Origin of the sequence: Streptomyces bikiniensis (genome assembly GCF_000716625.1) — a bacterium.
Taxonomy (GTDB): Bacteria; Actinomycetota; Actinomycetes; order Streptomycetales; family Streptomycetaceae; genus Streptomyces; species Streptomyces bikiniensis.
Window position 1 is genome coordinate 196,869 of the sequence record NZ_JNXJ01000015.1, and the last position, 19,791, is coordinate 216,659.

Here is a 19,791-nt window from a genome sequence, read left to right on the forward strand (position 1 = left end):
GTGCGGCCGGTCCGGTGGGCCGGTGGAGCGGGTCCGGCGCGGCCGGCGGCTAGCGGCTCGTGCCGATGCCGCCGGCGATCGGGCGGACCGGGTCGGAGGAGTCCCCCGGTCCCCGTTCGAGGATGGACTCCAGGATCTCGCCGACCCTGATCGCGGTGTTGGAGAGCAGGGAAGACGTGATGCCGTGGGTGTGCTCGGTGCCGCCCTGGAGGTAGATGCCGCAGCGCAGTTCGGGGTCGGTGGTGACGCGGTAGTCGCGCTCGACGCGGACGCGGCCGGACCCGTCGCGGTGGCAGCGGTCCGCGACGTCGCCGAGGAGGCCGAGGGCGTCGGCCTGCCGGTAGCCGGTGGCGAAGACCACCACGTCGGCGTCGAGGACGGTGTCCTCGCCGGTGACGAGGTTGGCGACGGTGGCGCGGACGCCGTCCGGGCGCTCCTCGACCCCGGTGAGGCGGGACACGTTGACGAAGCGCAGCCGCTCGGTGCCGAGGACCTTCTCCTGGTAGGCCTGCCGGTAGAGGTCGTCGATGAGGTCGATGTCCACCACGGAGTAGTTGGTGTTGCCGTGGTACTCCATCAGCTTGCGCTTGATGTCGTCGGGCGCCGTGTAGTACTCGTCGACCGCCGCGGGGTCGAAGATGCGGTTGGCGAAACCGCTGTCGTCGGCGGGGCTGTAGCCGTAGCGCGAGAAGACGGCGCAGATCTCGGCGTCCGGGAAGCGGCGGTGGAGGTAGGCGACGTTCTCGGCGGCGCTCTGGCCGGCGCCGACGACGACGAAGCGGGCGGGGTCGGTGCCCTCCAGGCCGTCGACCCTGGCGAGCAGTTCGGAGTTGTGCCAGACGCGGTCGCCGCGCTCGACGCCCTCGGGCATGAGCGGGCGCAGGCCGGTGCCGACGACGAGGTTGCGGGCCCGGTGGACCACGGTCTCGTCGCCGGAGCGGGCGGTCACGTCCAGGTACTCGATCACGCCGTCGCGGACGACGGGGTCCACGGAGACGACCTCGTGGCCGTAGGAGACCATGTCGTCGACCTTGGCCGCCGCCCACTCGAAGTAGTCGTGGAACTCGACGCGCAGCGGGAAGAGGTTCTTGTGGTTGACGAAGTCGATGAGCCGGCCCTTGCTCTGCAGGTAGCGCAGGAAGGTGTACTCGCTGCTCGGGTTCCGCAGGGTCACCAGGTCCTTGAGGAAGGAGACCTGCATGGTGGCGTCGTCGATGAGCATGCCCCGGTGCCAGCCGAAGCGGGGCTGCCGCTCGAAGAAGTGGGCGGTGACCGTGTCCTCTCTTCCGACGCTCGCGTTGTGCTCGCTGAGCGCGATCGCCATGGCCACGTTGGACGGCCCGAAGCCGATTCCTATGAGGTCGTGGATCAGCGGTGCGTCGTCAGGAAGAGCCTGAGACATGTCACTCCCATCGTGCGGGACAGCCGCCTGTCAGGCGTGCTGTCAGGCGTGGGGAACGGCGGAGTCCGGGCACACCGGCGACATCGCATCACCGACCCGAACTTAGGTAAAGCTAACCTGATCCGCCTGAGCTGTCGATGGGACGAATCGGACATGAGCCATGCCGAACCGGTCAACTGGCCGGTAAATAGGCCTCGTTGCATCCTTAGGTTAGCCTTGCTTTACTTTAGAGTGCTCCACCGCTTCGGCGGTCCACCGCTCCCCCTAGGAGGAACGTGCCCATGCGGGTCGTCATGTTCGGCTATCAGACCTGGGGCCATCGCACCCTGCAGGCGCTCCTGGACTCCGAGCACGACGTCGTGACGGTGGTGACCCACCCGAAGAGCGAGCACGCCTACGAGAAGATCTGGAGCGACTCCGTCGCCGACCTGGCCGAGGAGCACGGCGTCCCCGTGGTCATCCGCAACCGGCCCGACGACGAGGAGCTGTTCAGGCTGCTCAAGGAGGCCGACCCGGACATCATCGTCGCCAACAACTGGCGCACCTGGATCCCGCCGCGCGTCTACACGCTGCCCCGGTACGGCACCCTGAACGTCCACGACTCCCTCCTGCCGAAGTACGCCGGTTTCTCCCCCCTCATCTGGGCCCTGATCAACGGCGAGACCGAAGTCGGCGTCACCGCCCACATGATGGACGAGGTGCTGGACGCCGGCGACATCGTCCTCCAGCGGGCGGTCGCGGTCGGGCCGCAGGACACGGCCACCGACCTCTTCCACAAGACCGTCGACCTCATCGCCCCGGTCACCGTCGGCGCGCTCGACCTGATCGCCTCGGGGCGGGCGGAGTTCACCCCGCAGGACCGGTCGCAGGCCACCTTCTTCCACAAGCGGGCCGAGGAGGACGTCCGGATCGACTGGACCTGGCCCGCCGAGGTCCTGGAGCGCCTGGTCCGCGCCCAGTCCGCGCCGTACCCCAGCGCCTTCACCTTCCACCGGGGCGAGCGGCTCGAAGTCGTCTCCGCCACCGTCTCCGAGGGGCGCTACGGCGGCACCCCGGGGCGGATCTTCTACCGGGAGGGCGAGGGCGTGGTGATCGTCGCCGGCGCCGACGCCCGCACCGGCCGCAACCACGGCCTCGCGATCACCCGCGTCCGGACCGCGGACGGCCGGGAACTGCCCGCCACGGAGTACTTCACCTCCATGGGGGGCTATCTGACCGCCCGTCCCTGACGGCCGGTCAGCAGGAACTCCGGCCCGCCCCGGACGGTCCCGGGGCGGGCCGGTACCGTGGGACGACATTGGGTTAAGGACACCCAACCCCCAACCAGAACAGGGTAGTTGGGGGCCGCCCCACCGCACGTGGACAGCGAGGAACAGCAATGGAGCAACCGGTCTACTCCGGCACCGCACACGGCCCGGACGGCGCGCGGTTCGCCGTGGTCGGCATATCGAACATGCCGACCGACTGGGCGCAGGTGCTCAAGGGCCTCACGGGCGCCGACCTGACGCTCCTCACCGCCCCGCCCGCCACCGGCACCGCCCCTGCCGGCGCCGTCGTCGGGGCCGCGGCCCCGGAGGCCGGCGCGGACCGCCCGGCGGCCGCGGGTCCGCCCTCCCTGAGCATGACGCCGCCCAGCGTGCTCGGCCTCAACGCGTACCTGATGTACGCGCTCGGCAAGGCCGCGCGGCGTAGGCTCCAGGACCGGCTGACCGCACGGGGATTAAGGCTCTGGCACCTCACCGTGCTCGCCCTCCTCTCCGATCTGGGCCCCCAGATGAAGACCGTCCTCGCCGCGCGGCTCGACATGAACGCCAGCGACCTGGTGCGGATCGTCGACGACCTCGTCAAGACGGGGTGCGTGGAGTGCGACCGCGACCCCGAGGACCGGCGCCGGATCGTGGTGCGCCTGACCCCCGAGGGCGGCTCCGCCCTGGCCGAACTCGGCGCGGACATCGCCTCGGCGGACGACGAGGTCCTCGCCCCCCTCGACGCGGAGGAGCGCCTGCTCCTCTCCTCGCTGCTGCGCCGGGTGCACACCCATCTGGAGGCGGGAACGAGGACGGCCGCGCGCCCCTGACCGGGGCCGCGCGGCCGTCCCGTACCCCCGGGGGTCCTCAGCGGCGGCTGCGGACGAGCAGGTACAGGAAGTACGGCGTGCCGATGACGGCGGTCATCATGCCGGCGCCGAGCTGGGCCGGTGCGATCACCGTCCGGCCCACCAGGTCCGCGGTGCAGACGAGCGCCGCACCGAGGAGCACCGCCACCGGCACCACGCGCGCGTGCCGGCGGCCCACCAGGGCGCGGGCGGCGTGCGGGGCGACGAGTCCGACGAAGCCGATCGTGCCGGCGGCGGCCACGGCGGTGGCGCTGAGCAGGACGCTCAGGGCGAGGAAGCCCAGGCGTCCGCGGCCGAGGTCGAGCCCGAGGAGCCGGGGGGTGTCCTCGTCGAGCGAGACGAGGTCGAGCTCCGCGCGCCGCAGGAAGGCCACGACCAGACCCACCACCAGGACCGCGGCGAGGGGCAGCGCGTCGGGCAGGGTCCGTCCGTAGGTGGAGCCGGAGAGCCAGGTGAGCGCCTTCGTCGCGTTGAACGGGTCGGTGAGGACGATGAGCAGGCTGATCAGGGCGGCGCCCGCGGTGGCGACGCCGAAGCCGACCAGGACGAGCCGGTTCTGCTGGAACCCGCCGCGCGCGGCGAGGCCGAAGACCAGGACGGAGCCGAGGGCGGCGCCCGCGAACGCGGCGCCGGCGATGCCCCAGGAACCGGCCGACGGCACCGTGGTGACGAAGAGGACGGCGCCGAGCGCGGCGCTGTGGGAGACGCCGAGGATGCCGGGCTCGGCGAGCGGGTTGCGGGTGACGGCCTGGACGAGCGTGCCGGACAGGGCGAGGGCCGCGCCCGCGAGGAGCGCCGCGACGACCCGGGGCACCCGGGTGTCGAGCACGAAGGAGACGGTCCGCCCGGCCCGGCCCTGGGCCCAGTTCACGACATCGCCCAGGAGCAGCTTGGAGTCGCCGAGCAGCACGCCGGCGACGACCACTCCCACGACCACGGCGACGAGCGCGCCGGTGGTGACGAGGAAGACGGTACGGCTCCTGATGCGCAGCCGGTCGACCGGCGGGGCTCCGGCGGTGTCCTTGACCCTGGTGGCCAGGGCGATCAGGAAGGCGCCGCCGACGAGGCTGGTGACGACGCCGGTGGGCACGGCGACGGCGAGGTCCGCGGGGACGAGGGCGCGCAGCAGCACGTCCGAGCCGAGGACGAGGGCGGCGCCGGTGAGGCCCGCGACCGGCAGGCCCGTACGGGAGCGGTGGAGCCGCCGGGCCCGGAGCGCGAGGGCGCGGACGAGCGCGGGGGCGCACAGGCCGACGAAGCCGATCGGCCCGGCGAGCGTGACCGCGGCCGCCGAGAGGAGCGCGGCGAGGACGACGGCCGTGACCCGGGTGGAGCGGACGGGGACGCCGAGGCCGCGGGCCGCGTCGTCGCCGAGGGCCAGGGCGTCGACCCGGCGGGCGAGGAGGAGCAGTCCGGCGAGGGCGACGAGCGCGATGGGCGCCATCTGCAGGACGCCGTCGAAGCCGCTCTGCGCGATGCTGCCCTGGTTCCACGTGTAGAGGCCCTCCGTCTCCCTCGGGTAGAGGAGGAGCAGGCCCTCGGTGACGGCGGTGAGGCCGAGGGTGAGGGCGCTTCCGGCGAGGACGAGGCGGACGGTGCCGGCGCCGAGGCCGGAGAGGCCGAGGACGACGGCGGCCGCGGCCAGACCGCCGGCGAAGGCGACACCGGAGGTGGCGAAGAGCGGGAGCGAGACGCCGGTGACGGCGGCGAGGCCGAGCGCCAGGTAGGAGCCGGCGTTGACCGCGAGGGTGTCGGGCGAGGCGATGACGTTGCGGCTGACGGCCTGGAGGGCGGAGCCGGCCATGCCGAGGACGGCGCCGACGAGCAGTCCGGCGACCGCCCTGGGCAGCCGGGAGGCGACGATGACGGAGGCGTCGGCGGGGTCGGCCCGGCCGGTGAGCGCCTTCCCTATCTCGGCGGCGCCGACGTCGGCCGTGCCCTGGGTGAGGTCGACGAGGGCGAGGCCCGCGACGAGGAGGACCAGTGCGGCCGTCACCGCGGCCGCGCCCCTCCGGGACGTGACCGCCGTCGGACGGGTGGAGGGTGGGGTTGCGGTGACGGCCATGGTGTTACTTCGTCAGCTCCGTGACGGCGGAGTCGACGTACCGGTTCATCGACGCGGGTCCGCCGAACATCCAGATGCCGTCGGGCAGGCGGTGGACGTTGCCCTTCTTGACGAACGGCAGGGAGGTCCAGACCTTGTCCTTGGTGAGGACGCCGGTGAAGGGGTTGCTGGAGGGGTCCTGGTCGTTGCCGATGTAGGCGAAGTGCACGTCGCCGATCTTGGTGAGGCCCTCGACGTCGGTGGCGCCGAGGCCGTACGCCGGGTCGCCCTGGACGGTCCAGGCGTTCTTCAGGCCGAGCTTCTCGTTGACGGCGCCGATGAGCGAGCCGCCGGTGTACGCCCGCAGGGAGACCTGGTTGGCGTTGAGGTAGCCGTCGGCGAAGGCGTACTTCGCGCCGGCGAGACCGGCGGCGGCGAGCTTCTTCTTCCCGTCCTCGATCTTCGCCTCGAAGTCCTTCTTGAGCTGGTCGGCCTTGGCGGTGGTGCCGGTGGCCTGCGCGATGAGGTCGAGGTTCTTGGTCATCTGCCCGATCGGGTCGGCCCCGTCGGCGGCCTTGAGCTCCAGGACGGGCGCGACCGTGCGCAGCTGCTTCACGACGGCCGGCTTCAGGTCGTTGGTGGCGACGATGAGGTCGGGCGCGAGACCGGCGACGGTCTCCACGCTCGGCTCGCCGCGGGTGCCGATGTCCTTGGCGTCGTTCTTGAGCGGGGCGGCGGTGTCCCAGGCCTTGTAGCCCTTGACGTCGGCGACGCCGGCGGGGTCGACGCCGAGGGAGATCAGGGTCTCGACGACGTTCCACTCGGTGCCGACGACCTTCTTGGCCGGCCCGTCGAGGACGACCTTGGTGCCGGTGGAGTCGGTGAGGGTGATGCTCTCGGCGGTCTTCTCGGCCTTCTTGTCGGCGGCGGGCTCGGTGGTGCCGCAGGCGGTCAGGGCGAGGGCCGCGGCGGTGGCGGTGGCCGCGGTGAGGAGGAGGCGTCTCATGACGGGGTCGTGAGCCTTTCGCTTCGCGTGTGGTGCCGGCCGATGGCGCGGGTGCGCAGCCGGCCGGTCAGGGGGTCGGTGTCGACTTCGATGCGGATGCCGTACGTGTCGGTCAGCCGTTCCGCGGTCAGGACGTCCTGCGGGGAGCCGTCGGCGACGACCCGTCCCGCGTGGAGGAGCACGACCCGGTCGGCGACGGCGGCCGCCTGGTCGAGGTCGTGCAGGACGGCCCCGACGGCGATGCCGTGGTCGTCCGCCAGATCGCGGACGAGGTCCAGGAGTTCGACCTGGTAGCGCAGGTCGAGGTAGGTGGTGGGCTCGTCGAGGAGGAGGACGCCGGTCTCCTGGGCGAGGCAGCTCGCGAGCCAGACGCGCTGGAGCTGTCCGCCGGAGAGGTGCTCGGCGCCCCGGTCCGCGAACTCGGCGACGCCCGTCAGGGCGAGGGCGCGGTCCACGGCGGCGCGGCCGTCCGGGTCGGCCTTGCCCCAGCGGCCCCGGTAGGGGTAGCGGCCGAACTCGACCACGTCCCGCACGGTCAGGCCGCCGGGCGTGGGACGTCCCTGGGTGAGCAGGGCGACGTGGCGCGAGAAGTCGCGGGGGGACAGGGCGAGGCCGTCGGTGGCGCCGTCGATGACGAGGGTGGCGGTCCGGGGACTCTGGAGCCGCGAGATCGTCCGCAGGAGCGTCGACTTCCCGCTGCCGTTCGGGCCGACGAGGACGGTGACCTCGCCGGGCCGCAGGGTCAGCGACGCGTCGTGGACGACGTCGACGCCCTCGTAGGCCACGGTGATTCCCGTGGCCGCCAGTTCGTGGCCGCGGGGACGACCGTCCGCGGATCTCTCTTCTCCAGCTCGCACAGCCGTAGGTTAGCCTAACCTAAGTGTTAGGCGAAACGGGGGGTCGCACCCGCGTGGGCAAGACGAGAATCGGCCGATTCGGCAGCGTGAAGCGCGGGGCGGGTAGGGGGTCCCGGAGAGGACTTCCCCCTTCCGGACGGAGCGGATCGACCGTGTGCACTGCCGAGGACCACCCCGCACGGGCCGCCGCCCGGGCCCGCACCACCGCCGGCCTGGACGCGCGGCTCGTGCGCTGCCGGGCCTGTCCGCGCCTGGTGGCGTGGCGCGAGGAGACCGCCCGCGTCGGGCGCGCCGCGTTCCGGGGCCAGGAGTACTGGGGACGACCGGTGCCCGGGTTCGGGCCGCCGGACGCCGCCCTGCTGATCAGCGGCCTGGCGCCCGCCGCGCACGGCGGGAACCGGACCGGCCGGATGTTCACCGGGGACCGGGCCGGCGACCTGCTGTACGCGACGCTGCACGAACTCGGCCTGGCCTCGCGGGAGACGGTCACGGGCCGCGACGACGGGCTCGAACTGTACGGGGTCAGGGTCACGGCGCCGGTGCACTGCGCCCCGCCCGACAACCGGCCCACGCCCGGCGAGCGGGACACCTGCCGCCCCTGGCTGGTCCGCGAGGCGCGGTTGCTGCGCCCGACGCTGCGGTCCGTCGTGGTCCTGGGCGGCTTCGGCTGGCAGGCGGCGCTGCCCGCCCTGGCGGAGGCCGGGTGGCTGGCGCCCCGGCCGCGCCCGAAGTTCGGGCACGGCGTGCGGACGGTCCTGGCACCGGCCTCCCCCGGGGACCCGCCGCTCGCGGTGTTCGGCAGCTACCACGTGAGCCAGCGGAACGTGTTCACCGGCCGGCTCACCCGGGAGATGTTCCGCGAGGTCCTCGCGGAGGCCGCCCGCGCGGCCGGCCTCCGCGTGGCGGAGTGACCGGGCTCCGGGGGCCCGGGCTCAGAGGTCCTGGACGCGCCGGAAGGGCCGGTCCGCCTCCAGCTCGAACGCGAGCTCCAGGAGGGTCCGTTCGGCGCCGGGGCGCCCCGCGAACATGACGCCGACGGGCAGTCCGTCCTCCGTCGCGCCCACGGGCAGCGAGAGCGAGGGCGTGCCCACGACGTTGTCGATCGGCGTGAACGCGACGTACGCGAGGATCCGTTCGACCAGCGCCGGGTACGGCACGCTCGGGGCGAGGTGGCCGAGCCGGGGCGCGGGGTGGGCGAGGACCGGGGAGAGGATCAGGTCGAGGCCGCGGAAGGCCGCCGCGTACGCCTCCTTGGTGCGCCGCAGCCTCCGCAGGACGCCGGGGGTGTTCCGCCAGTTCTCCAGGTAGGTCGCGCGCAGGCCCCGGCTGAGGCCGTCCATGCGGTGGCGGTCGAAGTCGGCGCCGAGGGTGCGGCCCGTGGTGCCGAGGAGGAAGGAGAGGAATCCCCAGTAGGTGAGGAAGTCGTCGGTGAAGCGGGGGTCGACGGCGATCCCCACCGGCTGCACCGCGTGGCCGAGCCGTTCGAGCCGGGCCGCGGTCTCCGTGACGGCGGCCCGGGTCGCGGCGTCGGAGGTGACGCCGGTCGGCGAGTCGAGGAGGAAGCCGACGCGCAGCCGGCGCTCCGAGGGGCCCTCCACCAGGCCGAGGGGCGGCATCTTCGGGTTGCGCCAGTGCCGCTCGGCGGCGGCGAGGAAGGCGGCGGAGTCCCGTACGGAGCGGCTGACGATCCCGTCGGAGACGATGTCGAGCGGGAGTTGGCGGCCCTGGGCGCTGGGCACGACCCGGCCCCGGCTCGGTTTGAGCCCGACCAGTCCGCAGCAGGCGGCCGGGATCCGGATGGAGCCGCCGCCGTCGTTGGCGTGCGCGATCGGCACCGCTCCGGCGGCTACGAGCGCCGCGCTGCCGCCCGAGGAGCCGCCCGCCGAGTGCGCGGTGTTCCAGGGATTGCGGACGGGTTCGGCGTCCTCGTACTCCGTGGAGGGGCTGAAGCCGAACTCCGGGAGCCTGGTCTTGCCGAGGACGGTGACGCCGCTGCTGAGGAACTGGCGGGTGAAGGCCGCGTGGCGGCGGGCGGGCCGGGGGGTGAAGGCGGCACTGCCGTGGCCGGTGGGCAGCCCCCGGTAGTCGGTGTTGTCCTTGACGAAGGCCGGGACCCCGGCGAGGAGGCCGGTTACCGGTCCGGGCTCCGGGCGTTCGGCGTGCGCCTGGACCGCGTGGAGCCGCTCCTCCACGGCCCGTACCCGCTCGGCCGCGTCCCGGGCCGCCTCGGCGGCGCCCACCTCGCCCCGCCGGATGGCCGCCGCGAGGCCTGTCGCGTCGTGCTCCCCCAGGGCGTCGTCCCGGAAGGCGTGCACCGTGGTCCGTTCCTCGAAAGTCGTCACCGCTGCCCCAAGTCCCCGTGTGTGGTCGGTTGGGCGCCATCATCGCGTACCGACGGGTAACAGGCGAGGGTAGGAAGAAAGGTGAGCCCTTTTCACCCGTCCCGAAAGACGGTTGGTCAGGTCAGGCCAAGGTAACTGGATTTCGCGCGCCCGGCCCCCGGCCGTCGCGGCAGGGAGGACACAGCCATGGGACTGCCGGCCATCGATTCCTACGCCCTGCCCGACCGGTCGGCCCTCCCCCGCTCCAGCGCCCCCTGGCGCATCGCCCCGGAGCGCGCCGCCCTGCTCGTCCACGACATGCAGAACCACTTCGTCAGGAGGCGGCGCGCTCCAGGGTCCACAGACGGTGGTCCCAGCCGACGTCGGTGCGGGAGCGCACGGTCAGGCCCGCGCTCGCGGCGAGGGCCTCGATCTCCCCGGCGTCGCGCACCCCGGAGCCGAAGGCGCACTTGAGGCGCAGGTGGTGCAGGACCGCCTCCACGTCCTCGGGGTCGCCGGTCGCGACCTGCTCGACCAGGAGCAGGGTGCCGTCCGGCGCGAGCGAGGCGACGGCCTCGGCGAGGGTGTGCACCGCGTCCTCGTCGTCCTGCCACTCCAGCTGACGCGACATCAGCAGCGTGCGGGTGCCGGCCGGTACGGCGCCGGAGCCGGCGACCAGGTCGATCCGGGGCAGCAGCTCCTCGTCGATGATCGCCTCGCGCAGCACCCGGAGCACCGAGGGCATCGCGACGATCCGCGCGCGCAGCCCGGGGCACTCCTTGACCAGGGTCTCGACGACGGTCGCCACGCCGTGGCCGGTGGCGGTCAGCTCGGTGACGGACGGCCAGTCGTGGGCGCGCAGCACACCGGGGGCGATCCAGCGGGCCTCGTCCTCGACGGCCGCGCGGGCGGTGTCGGCGATCCGGGACTCCCGGGCCATCTCCTCGGTCAGGGTGCGCCCGGCGAGGGTGCGGTAGCCGGCCCTCCCGGTGCGGACGGTGTGCAGCAGACCGGAGAGGGAGGCGTCGAACGCGGCCTCGGCACCCTCCAGGTGGTACTCCTCCGCCGAGTGGTCGTCCTCGACCAGCTCCTCGCTGACCGGGGTGAGGCTGTAGTTGCCCTCGCCGTCGGTGGCGAGCAGTTCGATCCCCGTCAGGTAGTCCAGGAGTGCCTTGAGGGTGGCCGGGTGGGCCCCGGCGCTCCGGGCGATCTCCGCGGCGCTCCGCACGCCCCGGTCGACCAGGTCGAAGACGCCGAGGGTGACGGCGGTCCGGATGGCGTAGGGGGGCGCCAGGTCGGTGAGTTCGTGGAGTCGCTCGTGCGCGTCGTCCTCGTCCTCCTCCGTCACCACGGGGGCGTCGGGCAGCGCCCCGGCCGGAGCGGGGACGGCGGGGGCGGCGGGCGCGGTGCGGCGCCAGTACCCCGTGATGTGCGTCTGCTCGCGCGGTACCCCTCGCTCGGTCGCCAGGTGGCGGCGGATGCCCTTGAGGGTGACGGCCTCGCCGGCGACCCAGGCGAAGACGGTGCCGGGCAGCCACTCGGCGGCGCGGACGGCCTGCTCCAGGAGGTCGGTGGTGCCGGCCGGGGCGCCGTTCCGGGAGAGCCAGACGATCTCGGCGTCGGCCTTGGTGGGCAGCTCCTGGCGGTGGCTGTCCTCCCCCACCTCGATGAAGACGCGGGCCTTGGTGCCCTCGGGCATCTCGGCGAGCCAGCGGCCGATGGCCGGCAGGGCGGTCTCGTCGCCGACGACGAGGATCCAGTCGGCGCCCTCGGGGTGGCTGTGGGACATCTTCGGTCCGGCGATCCAGGCGCTGTCGCCCGGGGCGGCGTTCTCGGCCCAGGTGGAGGCGACGCCGCCCTCGTGGCGGACGAAGTCGAAGACGATCTCGCCCTTCTCGGGGTCGTGGCTGACCGGGGTGTAGTCCTTGGCGACGGGCCGTCCGTCGGACCAGTCGAGGCTGCTCACCTGCTGCCGGGGCAGGACGAGGCGGCCGGTCTCGTCGGCGAAGAAGAACTTCACGTGGTCGTCGAAGCCCTCGGTGCGCAGGGCGGGCAGTTCCAGGCCGTCCTTGACGAAGGCGTCGAGCTGGGGCCCGCCGAGGGTGAGGCGGCGCATCCCGGGGGTGAGGTTCTCGGCGCGCAGCACGGTCAGCTCGCGCAGCACGATGGGGAAGGTGACGACCGAGCGGGGGCTGCGGGTGGGCATGGGTGCTGCTCCTTCGTGCGCGGTGCCGGGCGGGCGCCGCGGGACGGACCGGTGGGCCGGGCGGGCCGGCGGCGCGGTGCGCCCGGCCCACCCGGCCCGTGCGGGTGGTGAGGTGCTCCCCGGGGGGAGCGGGGGTCACTTGCCGGCGACGGCCCCGGCGAGGATCGGCGTCAGCTTCTCGACGATCCAGGGGGCGCTGAGGGCGTCCGGGTAGGCGACGGCGGAGGAGAGGGTGTTCTCCGAGGGGATGACCGCGTAGTGCTTGCCCTTGACGACCTTCAGGGACTGGAACAGCTTGTTGGTTTCCAGCTCCTTGGCGCTGAGCAGGCCGTTGTCGCCGAAGGGGTACGTCATGAGGAGGACGTCGGCCTCCAGCTCGTCCAGGTTCTCCAGGCTGACGGCGTTCTTGTCGGCCTTGTAGTTCTTGGCCTTGTCCGTCTTCTTGAAGCCGAGCTGCTCGAAGACGCCCGGGTCCTGGTCGGCGTAGGACATGAAGGTGATCTGCTCGGGGTGGACGACCGCGTAGGTGTACGTCTTGCCCTTGAATTCGGGGTGCGCGGCGGCCGCGTCGGCGGTGGCCTTCTCGTTGGCGGCGATGACCTTCTCGGCCTCGGCGGTCAGGCCGAGCGCCTTGGCGGCGGTCTTCAGGCGCTCCTGCCAGGTGAGGGTGTCGGAGTGCGCCTTGTCGGTGAAGGTGACGACCGGGGCGATCGGCGCGAGCTTGGCGTAGTCGGTGTCCATCGACCAGGTGTTCATGCCGAGGATGACGTCCGGCGCCTCGGCGGCGATGGCCTCGTAGTCGGTGCCGTCGGTGTCGTCGTACGTCTTGAGCTTGCCGGCGCCGAGCTTGGTGAGGGCGCGCTGCTTGTACTCGGGGACGGGGCCGCCGTCCTCGGCGTCGGGGGTGATGACCGGGACGATGCCGAGGGCGAGGGCGATGTCGGTGTCGCCGTCGGAGACGGTGGCGACCTTGAGCGGCTTCTTCTCGACCTCCGTCTTGCCCCAGGCGTTGGGGAGCGTGACCGGGAAGGCAGCCTCGGCGGCGCCGGTGCTCACACCGCCCGACGGCTTCTCGCCGCCGGCCTCGTCGTCCTTGCCGCCGCAGCCGGCGAGCAGGGTGGCGCACGCGACGGCGGCGATCAGGGTGCGGGCGGTGGAGCGCCGTGCGAGCGGTCTGGCGAGGCGGTTCATGGTCAGTTCTCCTGCGAGTGGTGACGGCGGCCGAGGGGGAAGATCTGCGGCCTTGCGGTGTGGGGGTGGGGTACGACGACGCACGTGAGGCCGAAGACCTCGGCCACGGTCCGTTCGTCGAGGACCTCTTCGGGCGGGCCCTGCCGGATGACGCGTCCGTCGCGCATGGCGACGATCGTCGAGGCGTACAGGGCGGCCTGGTTGAGGTCGTGGGAGACGAGCACGATGGTCTTGCCCGTCTGTTCGTTGAGGTCCGCGAGGAGGTCCATGACCTCGATCTGGTGCGCGACGTCCAGGTAGGTGGTGGGTTCGTCGAGCAGCAGGGTGGGGGTGTCCTGGGCGAGGGCGAGGGCGATCCACACGCGCTGGCGCTGGCCGCCGGAGAGCTGGTCGACGGGACGGTCGACGAGTTCGGCGGTGCCGGTGGCCCGGAGGGCCTCGGCGATGATCACGTCCTCGTGCTCGTCGCGGCGGCGGCCGAACTGCCGGTGCGGGTGGCGCCCGCGCCAGACCAGGTCCCCGACGGTGATGCTCTCGGGGGCGACCGGGGACTGCGGCAGGACGCCGAGCCTGCGCGCCACCTCGCGGGTGGGCAGGCGGTGGATGTCGGCCCCTTCGAGGAGGACCGATCCGGCGGCCAGGGGCAGCAGTCGGGCGATGGACTTGAGGAGGGTGGACTTGCCGCAGGCGTTGGGGCCGACGAGGGCGGTGATCCGGCCCTTCTCGATCTCCAGGGACAGGTCCTCGATGACGGGGGTCTTCCCGTACCCGGCGCTGATGCCGCGGGCTTCGAGCTGGTGGGGCGCGGTGGCCCCGGGGCTCTCGGTCTGCGGGGTCACGGTGTGTGTCACGAGGCTCCCTGCCTGCGTCGAAGGATCAGCCAGACGAAGTAGGGGGCGCCGAGCAGGGCGGTGAGGACACCGGTGGGCACCGGGCTGATCAGGGGTGCGTGCTGGGCGAGGACGTCGGCGCCCATGACGATGACGGCGCCGACGGCCGGGGCGAGGAGGGTGGAGCGCTCGGTCCCCACCAGGCGTACGGCGATGGGGCCGCTGATGAGGGAGACGAAGCCGATGGGGCCGACGACGCTGGTGGCGAGGGCCGCGGCGGCGGCCCCGAGGAGGAGGACGCCGACGCGGGAGGCGGTCACCCGGGTGCCGAGGCCGGAGGCGAAGTCGTCGCCCAGGGTCAGGGTGGCGAGGGGCCGGGCGAGGAGGAGCGCGGCGAGCGCGCAGGCGCCGAAGCCGACGGCGAGGGTGGTGACGCCGTCCCAGTCGGCGGCGTTGGTGCTGCCGACCGTCCAGCGCATGGCGATGGCGATGGTCTGCTGGTCCGCCACGGTGAACAGGTAGTTGGTGTAGGCGGTGCAGACCGCGCTGAGCCCGATGCCGACGAGGACGAGGCGGTACGTGTCGACTCCGCCGCGCCAGCTGAGCGCCTGGACGGCGGCGACGAGGACGAACGAGCCGATGACGGCGGCGACCGGGACGCCCAGGGTGAAGGCGGCGGGCGCGTAGAGCAGCGCGGTCGCGGCTCCGGCGCCGGCACCGGCGGAGATGCCGACGATGTCGGGGGTGGCGAGCGGGTTGCGGATCAGCCGCTGGTAGAGCGAGCCGGCGAGACCGAAGAGGGCTCCGGCGAGGAGCGCGGAGAGCGCCCTCGGCATCCGCAGCTGGAAGATCATGTAGTCGGCGAGGCCGTCCCGCAGGCCGAAGGCGGCGGGCAGGACGTCGGCGGGGTCGAGCCGGCCGATGCCGCCGAGCAGGACGGAGGCGGCGGTGAGGCCGAGGAGCGCGACGGTGAGCACGGCGCCGGTCACGGCGGCGCGGCGGTTGCGGGCGCGGCGGTCGGCGCGCAGGTGCGCGACGACGGCGGGCGTGGTCGGGGTGTCCGGCCGCGGGGGCCGGGTGTCGAGAGCGGTCATCACATCCGCACCAGGTCGCGCCGGCGGGCCAGCCAGACGAAGAAGGGGGTGCCGACGATGGCGGTCATGAGGCCCACCTGGACCTCGCCGTGGTCGAGGACAAGACGGCCGGCCGTGTCGGCGCCGGTGAGCAGGACGGCTCCGACGGCCATGGAGATCGGCAGCGACCAGCGGTGGTCGGGGCCGACGAGGAGCCGGGCGCAGTGCGCGGCGACCAGTCCGACGAAGGCGACGGGGCCGACGGCGGCGGTGGCGGCGGCGCAGAGCAGGACGGCGACGGCCGCGGCGGTGAGGCGGGCGCGTTCGACCCGGACGCCGAGGGCGCGGGCGGTGTCGTCGCCGAGGCCGAGGACGTTGAGGGTGCGGCCCAGCGGCAGGGCGAGGAGCAGGCCCGCGATCACGAAGGGCATGACCTGGCTCAGGACCTCGGCGCGGCCGGTGAGCTGGCCGACCGACCAGAAGCGGAGGTGGGCGAAGGCCTCCTTGTCGCGGACGACGAGGAGGGTGATGAGGGAGGACATCACGGCGGCCATGGCGACGCCGGCGAGGACGAGGCCGACGGCCGAACTCCCGGCGTCGGTGCGGGTCCCGATGAGGTAGACGAGGGTGGCGGCCACGGACGAGCCGAGGAGCGCGAGCCAGAAGTAGCCGCCGGCCTCGGTGACGCCGAGGAACAGGATGCCGAAGACGACGAACATCGAGGCGCCCTGCTCGACGCCGAGGATGCCCGGGTCCGCGAGGGGGTTGGCGGTGAGCGCCTGCATGACGAGGCCGGAGGCGCCGAGCGCCGCGCCCACCGCGAGGCCGAGGAAGGTCCGGGGGGTGCGCTCGGTCCACAGGACGTGGGTGTCGAACGCCTGCTCCCCGGGGTGGAGCAGGATGCGGACGACCTCCAGGGGCGAGATGTCCCGGGATCCGAGCCCGATGCCCGCGACGAGGGTCACGAGCACCGCCACGACGGCGAACACGGCGACGGCCGTGCCCCGGGAGACCCGGGTGCGGACCTGCGGAACGCCCCGACTCCCTTCCGGCACCGGGGCTTTCACCACCGACGTGGGCGGTTGTGTCATCTGTTGTCCTTGATCTCACGGCTCGTACGGCGACTTAGGTTACCCTTGCCTAACCTTCGGGGATCCAACCCGGAGGTCGACCGATCGCAGCGAGGGGCCGGAGTCCGACCGGCTCCGGGACCCCCGGGGGGTGGCCTCATGGCCGACAGCGGAACGAGGACGGCGGGCGAGGAGCTCATCACGGCAGCGGGGCACCCGACGCACGCGCACGACTTCCACCAGCTCCTGTACGCCCCTCTGGGGCGGATCACCGTCACCACGCCGGACGGCGAGCACGAACTCGCCTCGCCCCTGGCCCTGTGGCTTCCGGCGGGCACTCCGCACAGCGCCCGGTTCGACCCCGAATCCCTCGTCCTGGCGGAGCCGTTCGACCCCGCCGTGCACCACCTGCCGTTCACCCGGACCACCGCGATCCGCCTCGGCGACACCGTCCGCCGGCAGCTGCTCGCCCGGACCCGGGGGGCGGACGCCGAGGCCGACGACGCGGCGATGTTCGCCGCACTGACCTGCGCCCGGACCCGCCGCGACGCCCGGCTCCCGCTGCCCCGGCCGACCAGCGAGGCGGCCCGCACCGTCGCCAGGACCCTGCTCCGCCGACCCGACGACCCGCGCACCGCGACGGAGTGGGCCGAGAGCCTCTACGTCAGCTCGACCAGTCTGCGCCGGGCCTTCCGCACCGAGACCGGGATCGCCTTCTCCGAGTGGCGGACCCGGGTGCGCCTCAACCACTCGCTGGAACTGCTGACCCAGGGGCATCAGGTCGGCGCGGTCGCCGCGAAGGTCGGGTTCACGAGCACGAACGGCTACATACTGGCGTTCCGGCGGCACTTCGGGCGCACTCCGGGGGCCTGGACCAAGGAGTGCGCGGAGCGCTCCGCGGAGTGAGCCGGGCCGGATCCGGGCAGCGCTCCGGGCCGACGGGCGCCCGCCGGGGGTGACTTGACACCCACCGCCCCCTAGGCGATTTTAGGTAAGCCTTACCTAAACGCCCAGTTCCTGGGCGCCCCCACCGACCCGAACCACCGGCCCCTCCGCACCCGCCCCACCGGGCGCGGCGCGCGGGGCCGCACCGGCGCGAGGAGAGACCCATGACCGCGACCAACCCCTTCGAGGACGACGACGCCCGCTACTACGTGCTCGTCAACGCCGAGAACCAGCACTCGCTCTGGCCGGCCTTCGCCGAGGTGCCGGACGGCTGGACCGTGGTGCACGGCGAGGACTCCCGCCAGGGCTGTGCCGCGTACACCGAGGAGCACTGGACGGACCTGCGTCCGGCGAGCCTCGTCGCCCGTTCCTGACGTCGCCGCGTCCCGGCCGGCGCCCCGGCCGGGAGCGACCCCGGTCCGCCGCGTCACCCGAGGGCGCGGACCAGGACCCGGGAGCCGCGCGCGGGGTCGAGCGAGGCCCGCCACGCGGGCGGCGCGTCCTCCTCGCCGCCGAAGGCGAACCCGTACCGCAGGAACAGCAGTCCGCTGCCGGTGGTCGCCGTGAAGACGCGGACGGCACCCCGCGCGCCGGCCTCGCCGAGGGCGGCGTCGAGCAGGGCGGAGCCGATGCCCCGTCCCTGGTGTCCGGACGCGACGCAGAAGTTGTAGAGCACGACCGCCACACGCCCCCGCGCGTCGGTACGGGTACGGAGCCCCACGCACCCCGCCGGATCCCCGTGACCGGCCTCCACGACCAGGAAGTCCGTCGCGCGGCGGGCGAGTTCGGCGACCGTCCGGTCCCGCAGGGCCCCTTCGCGCACGAACGGCCGGGACAGCCGGTGGACCGCGCCGACGTCCTCGCTCCCGGCGGTCCGGACGGCGGCGACGGGGGCCGGCGGGAGCTCCGGGCAGGGAAGGGCAGCACTCAACGTCTTCTCGCTCTCTGGTGACTGACGGCTCGACGGTCCGCGGCGACATCGCGGCGGCCGTTTGACTACACGATAGTGAGTTAGGTAAGCCTTACCTAACCAATCGTGATCCATCGGACGGGAAGAAGAGGACCCACCCATGGCCGACACGGCCGGACAGCAGACCTTCGCCCTGGAGCGGCTCGTGCGCGACGTCGCCGACGTGCTCTACGTCGAGGCCGAGGAGATCGACCCGGACGAGAGCCTGCTCGACCAGGGCCTCGACTCCATCCGGCTGATGAGCCTGGTGGAGACGTGGCGCGCCGACGGCGCCGAGGTCGGCTTCGTCGAACTCGCCGAGCGTCCCACACTCCGCGAGTGGGCCGTACTCCTCGGGCAGTCGGCGGGAGCGTCCCGTGCGAGCCGGTGACCTCCTGGTCGACATCGGCCCGCTGCGGACCAGCCGGGACTTCCGGGCGATCTTCATCGCCCGGATCGTGTCCCTCTTCGGTCTCGGCATGGCCATGGTGGCCCTGTCCAAGCAGGTCTACGAGCTGACGGGGTCCAGCTTCGGGGTCGCCGTCTCCAGCATGATCATGAGCGTCACCGTCCTGGTGGGCTCCCTCTGGGGCGGCTGGGCGGCCGACCGCATGGACCGGCGGAAACTGATCCTGTGGGCCCGCGGCTCCGCCGCCCTCGCCTTCGCCGGCCTCGCGGTCAACGCCTTCACGCCCGACCCGCAGCTGTGGGCGGTCTACCTGTGCGTCGCGTGGGACGGACTCGCCACCGGGGTGAGCGTCACCGCCCTGATGGCCGTCGCCCCCACCCTGGTCCGCCCCGACCAGCTGCCCGCCGCCGGCGCCCTGATCTCCCTCACCGGTGAGATCGGCTCGGTCGCCGCCCCCTTCCTCGGCGGCGTGCTGCTCGCCCTGGCCGGCCCCGCGCCGGTCTTCGCCTTCACCGCCGCCACCACCGCCCTCACGACCCTGCTGCTGCTCCGGCTGCGGCCGCTGCCCCCGGTCGTGGACGAGGACGACGAGGACGGCGCCGAGGACTCCGGATCGCCGCTCGCGGCCTTCCGGTACGCCGTGCGCAACCGCGTCGTCGGCGGCCTGCTCGCCCTCGGCGGGATCAACGCGCTGTTCAACATGCCGATGGTCCTCTTCCCCGAGATGGTCGACAAGCGGTTCGGCGGCGGCGACGTCATGCTCGGCCTGCTCTACACCGCCCCGGCCGTCGGCGCGATCCTCGTCTCCGCCACCAGCGGCTGGATCACCCGCGCCGCCCGCCCCGGACGCCTGCTGCTCGTCGCCGCGTTCACCGGCGGCCTGGCCATCGTCGGCTTCGGCCTCAGCGGCAGCGCCGCCGTCGCCTTCGCGATGCTGGCCGTGGGCGGCGCCGCCGGCACGGTGTACGAGATCCTCGAGTACGCCCTCGTCCAGCACAACACCCCGGACCGGCTGCGCGGCCGCATGGTCAGCGTCCTCACCTCCCAGGGCACCACCGGCGACATCGTCGGAGACGTCGAAGTCGCCCTGGTGGCCAAGTGGTTCAGCCCGGCCGGCGCCGCCGTCGTGAACGGCGTGGTGTGCGCCGCGGCCGCCGTGGTCGTCGCCGTCGCCGTCCCCGGCCTGCGCAAGGCCACCCTTCCCCGCGAGGAGGAGCCCGGGGACGACGGCCCGCCCGGCGAGGACACCCCCGCCCCGGCCGTGGGCGCGGTCCCCGCCCCCGCCGGGGGCGCCCCGTCGGCCACCGGCTGACACCGACCGGGCGGGGCGCCGCCGGTGCCACCGGCCCGGCACCGCCCCGGCGCCCCGCCC

Annotated in this window: 18 protein-coding genes; 7 read left to right on the plus strand and 11 right to left on the minus strand. The window is 73.5% G+C overall.

The window, feature by feature from the left end:
- Nucleotides 1-49: 49 nt before the first annotated feature.
- Entirely contained in the window at nt 50-1,402 is a 1,353-nt protein-coding gene (locus OO47_RS14105) for a lysine N(6)-hydroxylase/L-ornithine N(5)-oxygenase family protein (protein ID WP_030213626.1), read from the minus strand.
- Nucleotides 1,403-1,683: 281 nt separating this feature from the next.
- Between OO47_RS14105 and OO47_RS14110 the strand changes: the two genes are divergently transcribed.
- Together OO47_RS14110 and OO47_RS14115 are read left to right on the plus strand one after the other, a co-directional pair.
- Nucleotides 1,684-2,631, plus strand: a complete 948-nt coding sequence (locus OO47_RS14110) for a methionyl-tRNA formyltransferase (RefSeq protein ID WP_030213628.1) — start codon at nt 1,684-1,686, stop codon at nt 2,629-2,631.
- A gap of 149 nt (nt 2,632-2,780) precedes the next feature.
- The gene (locus OO47_RS14115) at nt 2,781-3,479 is read left to right on the plus strand and encodes a MarR family winged helix-turn-helix transcriptional regulator (RefSeq protein ID WP_199812302.1); all 699 of its coding nucleotides are present in this window, start codon (nt 2,781-2,783) and stop codon (nt 3,477-3,479) included.
- Nucleotides 3,480-3,516: 37 nt separating this feature from the next.
- On the opposite strand, the gene OO47_RS14120 is transcribed toward OO47_RS14115, so the two are convergent.
- Genes OO47_RS14120 through OO47_RS14130 form a run of 3 tightly spaced genes read right to left on the minus strand, consistent with a single transcriptional unit; the run spans nt 3,517 to nt 7,425 of the window.
- The gene (locus OO47_RS14120) at nt 3,517-5,583 is read right to left on the minus strand and encodes an iron ABC transporter permease (RefSeq protein ID WP_030213634.1); all 2,067 of its coding nucleotides are present in this window, start codon (nt 5,581-5,583) and stop codon (nt 3,517-3,519) included.
- A gap of 4 nt (nt 5,584-5,587) precedes the next feature.
- Nucleotides 5,588-6,568, minus strand: a complete 981-nt coding sequence (locus OO47_RS14125) for an iron-siderophore ABC transporter substrate-binding protein (RefSeq protein WP_030213636.1) — start codon at nt 6,566-6,568, stop codon at nt 5,588-5,590.
- Nucleotides 6,565-7,425 carry an ABC transporter ATP-binding protein gene (locus OO47_RS14130; protein ID WP_030213638.1) on the minus strand — a complete coding sequence of 287 codons (861 nt, stop codon included), beginning with the start codon at nt 7,423-7,425 and terminating at the stop codon, nt 6,565-6,567. Before OO47_RS14130 ends, OO47_RS14125 begins: the two co-directional genes overlap by 4 nt.
- Before the next feature lie 152 nt (nt 7,426-7,577).
- Here OO47_RS14130 and OO47_RS14135 point away from each other — a divergent pair, with 152 nt between their 5' ends.
- Nucleotides 7,578-8,336: a uracil-DNA glycosylase gene (locus tag OO47_RS14135; protein WP_030213640.1), complete on the plus strand. Its 759-nt coding sequence runs from the start codon at nt 7,578-7,580 to the stop codon at nt 8,334-8,336.
- 21 nt (nt 8,337-8,357) lie between these two features.
- Here OO47_RS14135 and OO47_RS14140 read toward each other — a convergent pair whose 3' ends face one another.
- The 6 genes from OO47_RS14140 to OO47_RS14165 form a co-directional block, all read right to left on the minus strand.
- Nucleotides 8,358-9,767 carry an amidase gene (locus OO47_RS14140; RefSeq protein ID WP_030213643.1) on the minus strand — a complete coding sequence of 470 codons (1,410 nt, stop codon included), beginning with the start codon at nt 9,765-9,767 and terminating at the stop codon, nt 8,358-8,360.
- Nucleotides 9,768-10,080: 313 nt separating this feature from the next.
- Nucleotides 10,081-11,952 carry an SIP domain-containing protein gene (locus OO47_RS14145; protein ID WP_030213646.1) on the minus strand — a complete coding sequence of 624 codons (1,872 nt, stop codon included), beginning with the start codon at nt 11,950-11,952 and terminating at the stop codon, nt 10,081-10,083.
- A gap of 135 nt (nt 11,953-12,087) precedes the next feature.
- Entirely contained in the window at nt 12,088-13,143 is a 1,056-nt protein-coding gene (locus OO47_RS14150; RefSeq protein ID WP_030213649.1) for an ABC transporter substrate-binding protein, read from the minus strand.
- Between the two features lie 2 nt (nt 13,144-13,145).
- On the minus strand, nt 13,146-13,994 hold the full coding sequence (locus OO47_RS14155) for an ABC transporter ATP-binding protein (RefSeq protein WP_234323168.1): 849 nt from the start codon (nt 13,992-13,994) through the stop codon (nt 13,146-13,148).
- Nucleotides 13,991-15,067, minus strand: coding sequence for a FecCD family ABC transporter permease (locus OO47_RS14160; protein ID WP_051715986.1), 1,077 nt, complete (start codon nt 15,065-15,067; stop codon nt 13,991-13,993). The genes OO47_RS14155 and OO47_RS14160 overlap by 4 nt, the downstream gene beginning before the upstream one ends.
- Nucleotides 15,067-16,137: a FecCD family ABC transporter permease gene (locus OO47_RS14165; RefSeq protein WP_063831906.1), complete on the minus strand. Its 1,071-nt coding sequence runs from the start codon at nt 16,135-16,137 to the stop codon at nt 15,067-15,069. Before OO47_RS14165 ends, OO47_RS14160 begins: the two co-directional genes overlap by 1 nt.
- Nucleotides 16,138-16,275: 138 nt before the next feature.
- Here OO47_RS14165 and OO47_RS14170 point away from each other — a divergent pair, with 138 nt between their 5' ends.
- Nucleotides 16,276-17,022: a helix-turn-helix transcriptional regulator gene (locus tag OO47_RS14170; protein WP_051715989.1), complete on the plus strand. Its 747-nt coding sequence runs from the start codon at nt 16,276-16,278 to the stop codon at nt 17,020-17,022.
- Nucleotides 17,023-17,225: 203 nt separating this feature from the next.
- Entirely contained in the window at nt 17,226-17,435 is a 210-nt protein-coding gene (locus OO47_RS14175; RefSeq protein WP_030213663.1) for an MbtH family protein, read from the plus strand.
- Nucleotides 17,436-17,488: 53 nt separating this feature from the next.
- Here the strand turns inward: OO47_RS14175 and OO47_RS14180 are convergent, their stop codons facing one another.
- A complete protein-coding gene (locus OO47_RS14180; protein ID WP_030213665.1) occupies nt 17,489-17,992 on the minus strand; it encodes a GNAT family N-acetyltransferase in 504 nt (167 codons plus the stop codon).
- A gap of 139 nt (nt 17,993-18,131) precedes the next feature.
- On the opposite strand from OO47_RS14180, the gene OO47_RS14185 reads away from it, so the two are divergent.
- On the plus strand, nt 18,132-18,401 hold the full coding sequence (locus tag OO47_RS14185; RefSeq protein WP_030213667.1) for a phosphopantetheine-binding protein: 270 nt from the start codon (nt 18,132-18,134) through the stop codon (nt 18,399-18,401).
- Nucleotides 18,388-19,731 carry an enterobactin transporter EntS gene (entS, locus tag OO47_RS14190; RefSeq protein ID WP_033209057.1) on the plus strand — a complete coding sequence of 448 codons (1,344 nt, stop codon included), beginning with the start codon at nt 18,388-18,390 and terminating at the stop codon, nt 19,729-19,731. Before OO47_RS14185 ends, entS begins: the two co-directional genes overlap by 14 nt.
- Nucleotides 19,732-19,791 lie beyond the last annotated feature (60 nt).

Coding starts and splice junctions, on each gene's coding strand:
- OO47_RS14125 (WP_030213636.1), bottom strand. CDS start 6,568: ATGAGACGCCTCCTCCTCACCGCGGCCACCGCCACCGCCGCGGCCCTC.
- OO47_RS14145 (WP_030213646.1), bottom strand. CDS start 11,952: ATGCCCACCCGCAGCCCCCGCTCGGTCGTCACCTTCCCCATCGTGCTG.
- OO47_RS14165 (WP_063831906.1), bottom strand. CDS start 16,137: ATGACACAACCGCCCACGTCGGTGGTGAAAGCCCCGGTGCCGGAAGGG.
- OO47_RS14105 (WP_030213626.1), bottom strand. CDS start 1,402: ATGTCTCAGGCTCTTCCTGACGACGCACCGCTGATCCACGACCTCATA.
- OO47_RS14120 (WP_030213634.1), bottom strand. CDS start 5,583: ATGGCCGTCACCGCAACCCCACCCTCCACCCGTCCGACGGCGGTCACG.
- OO47_RS14115 (WP_199812302.1), top strand. CDS start 2,781: ATGGAGCAACCGGTCTACTCCGGCACCGCACACGGCCCGGACGGCGCG.
- OO47_RS14110 (WP_030213628.1), top strand. CDS start 1,684: ATGCGGGTCGTCATGTTCGGCTATCAGACCTGGGGCCATCGCACCCTG.
- OO47_RS14150 (WP_030213649.1), bottom strand. CDS start 13,143: ATGAACCGCCTCGCCAGACCGCTCGCACGGCGCTCCACCGCCCGCACC.
- OO47_RS14160 (WP_051715986.1), bottom strand. CDS start 15,067: ATGACCGCTCTCGACACCCGGCCCCCGCGGCCGGACACCCCGACCACG.
- OO47_RS14185 (WP_030213667.1), top strand. CDS start 18,132: ATGGCCGACACGGCCGGACAGCAGACCTTCGCCCTGGAGCGGCTCGTG.
- OO47_RS14170 (WP_051715989.1), top strand. CDS start 16,276: ATGGCCGACAGCGGAACGAGGACGGCGGGCGAGGAGCTCATCACGGCA.
- OO47_RS14175 (WP_030213663.1), top strand. CDS start 17,226: ATGACCGCGACCAACCCCTTCGAGGACGACGACGCCCGCTACTACGTG.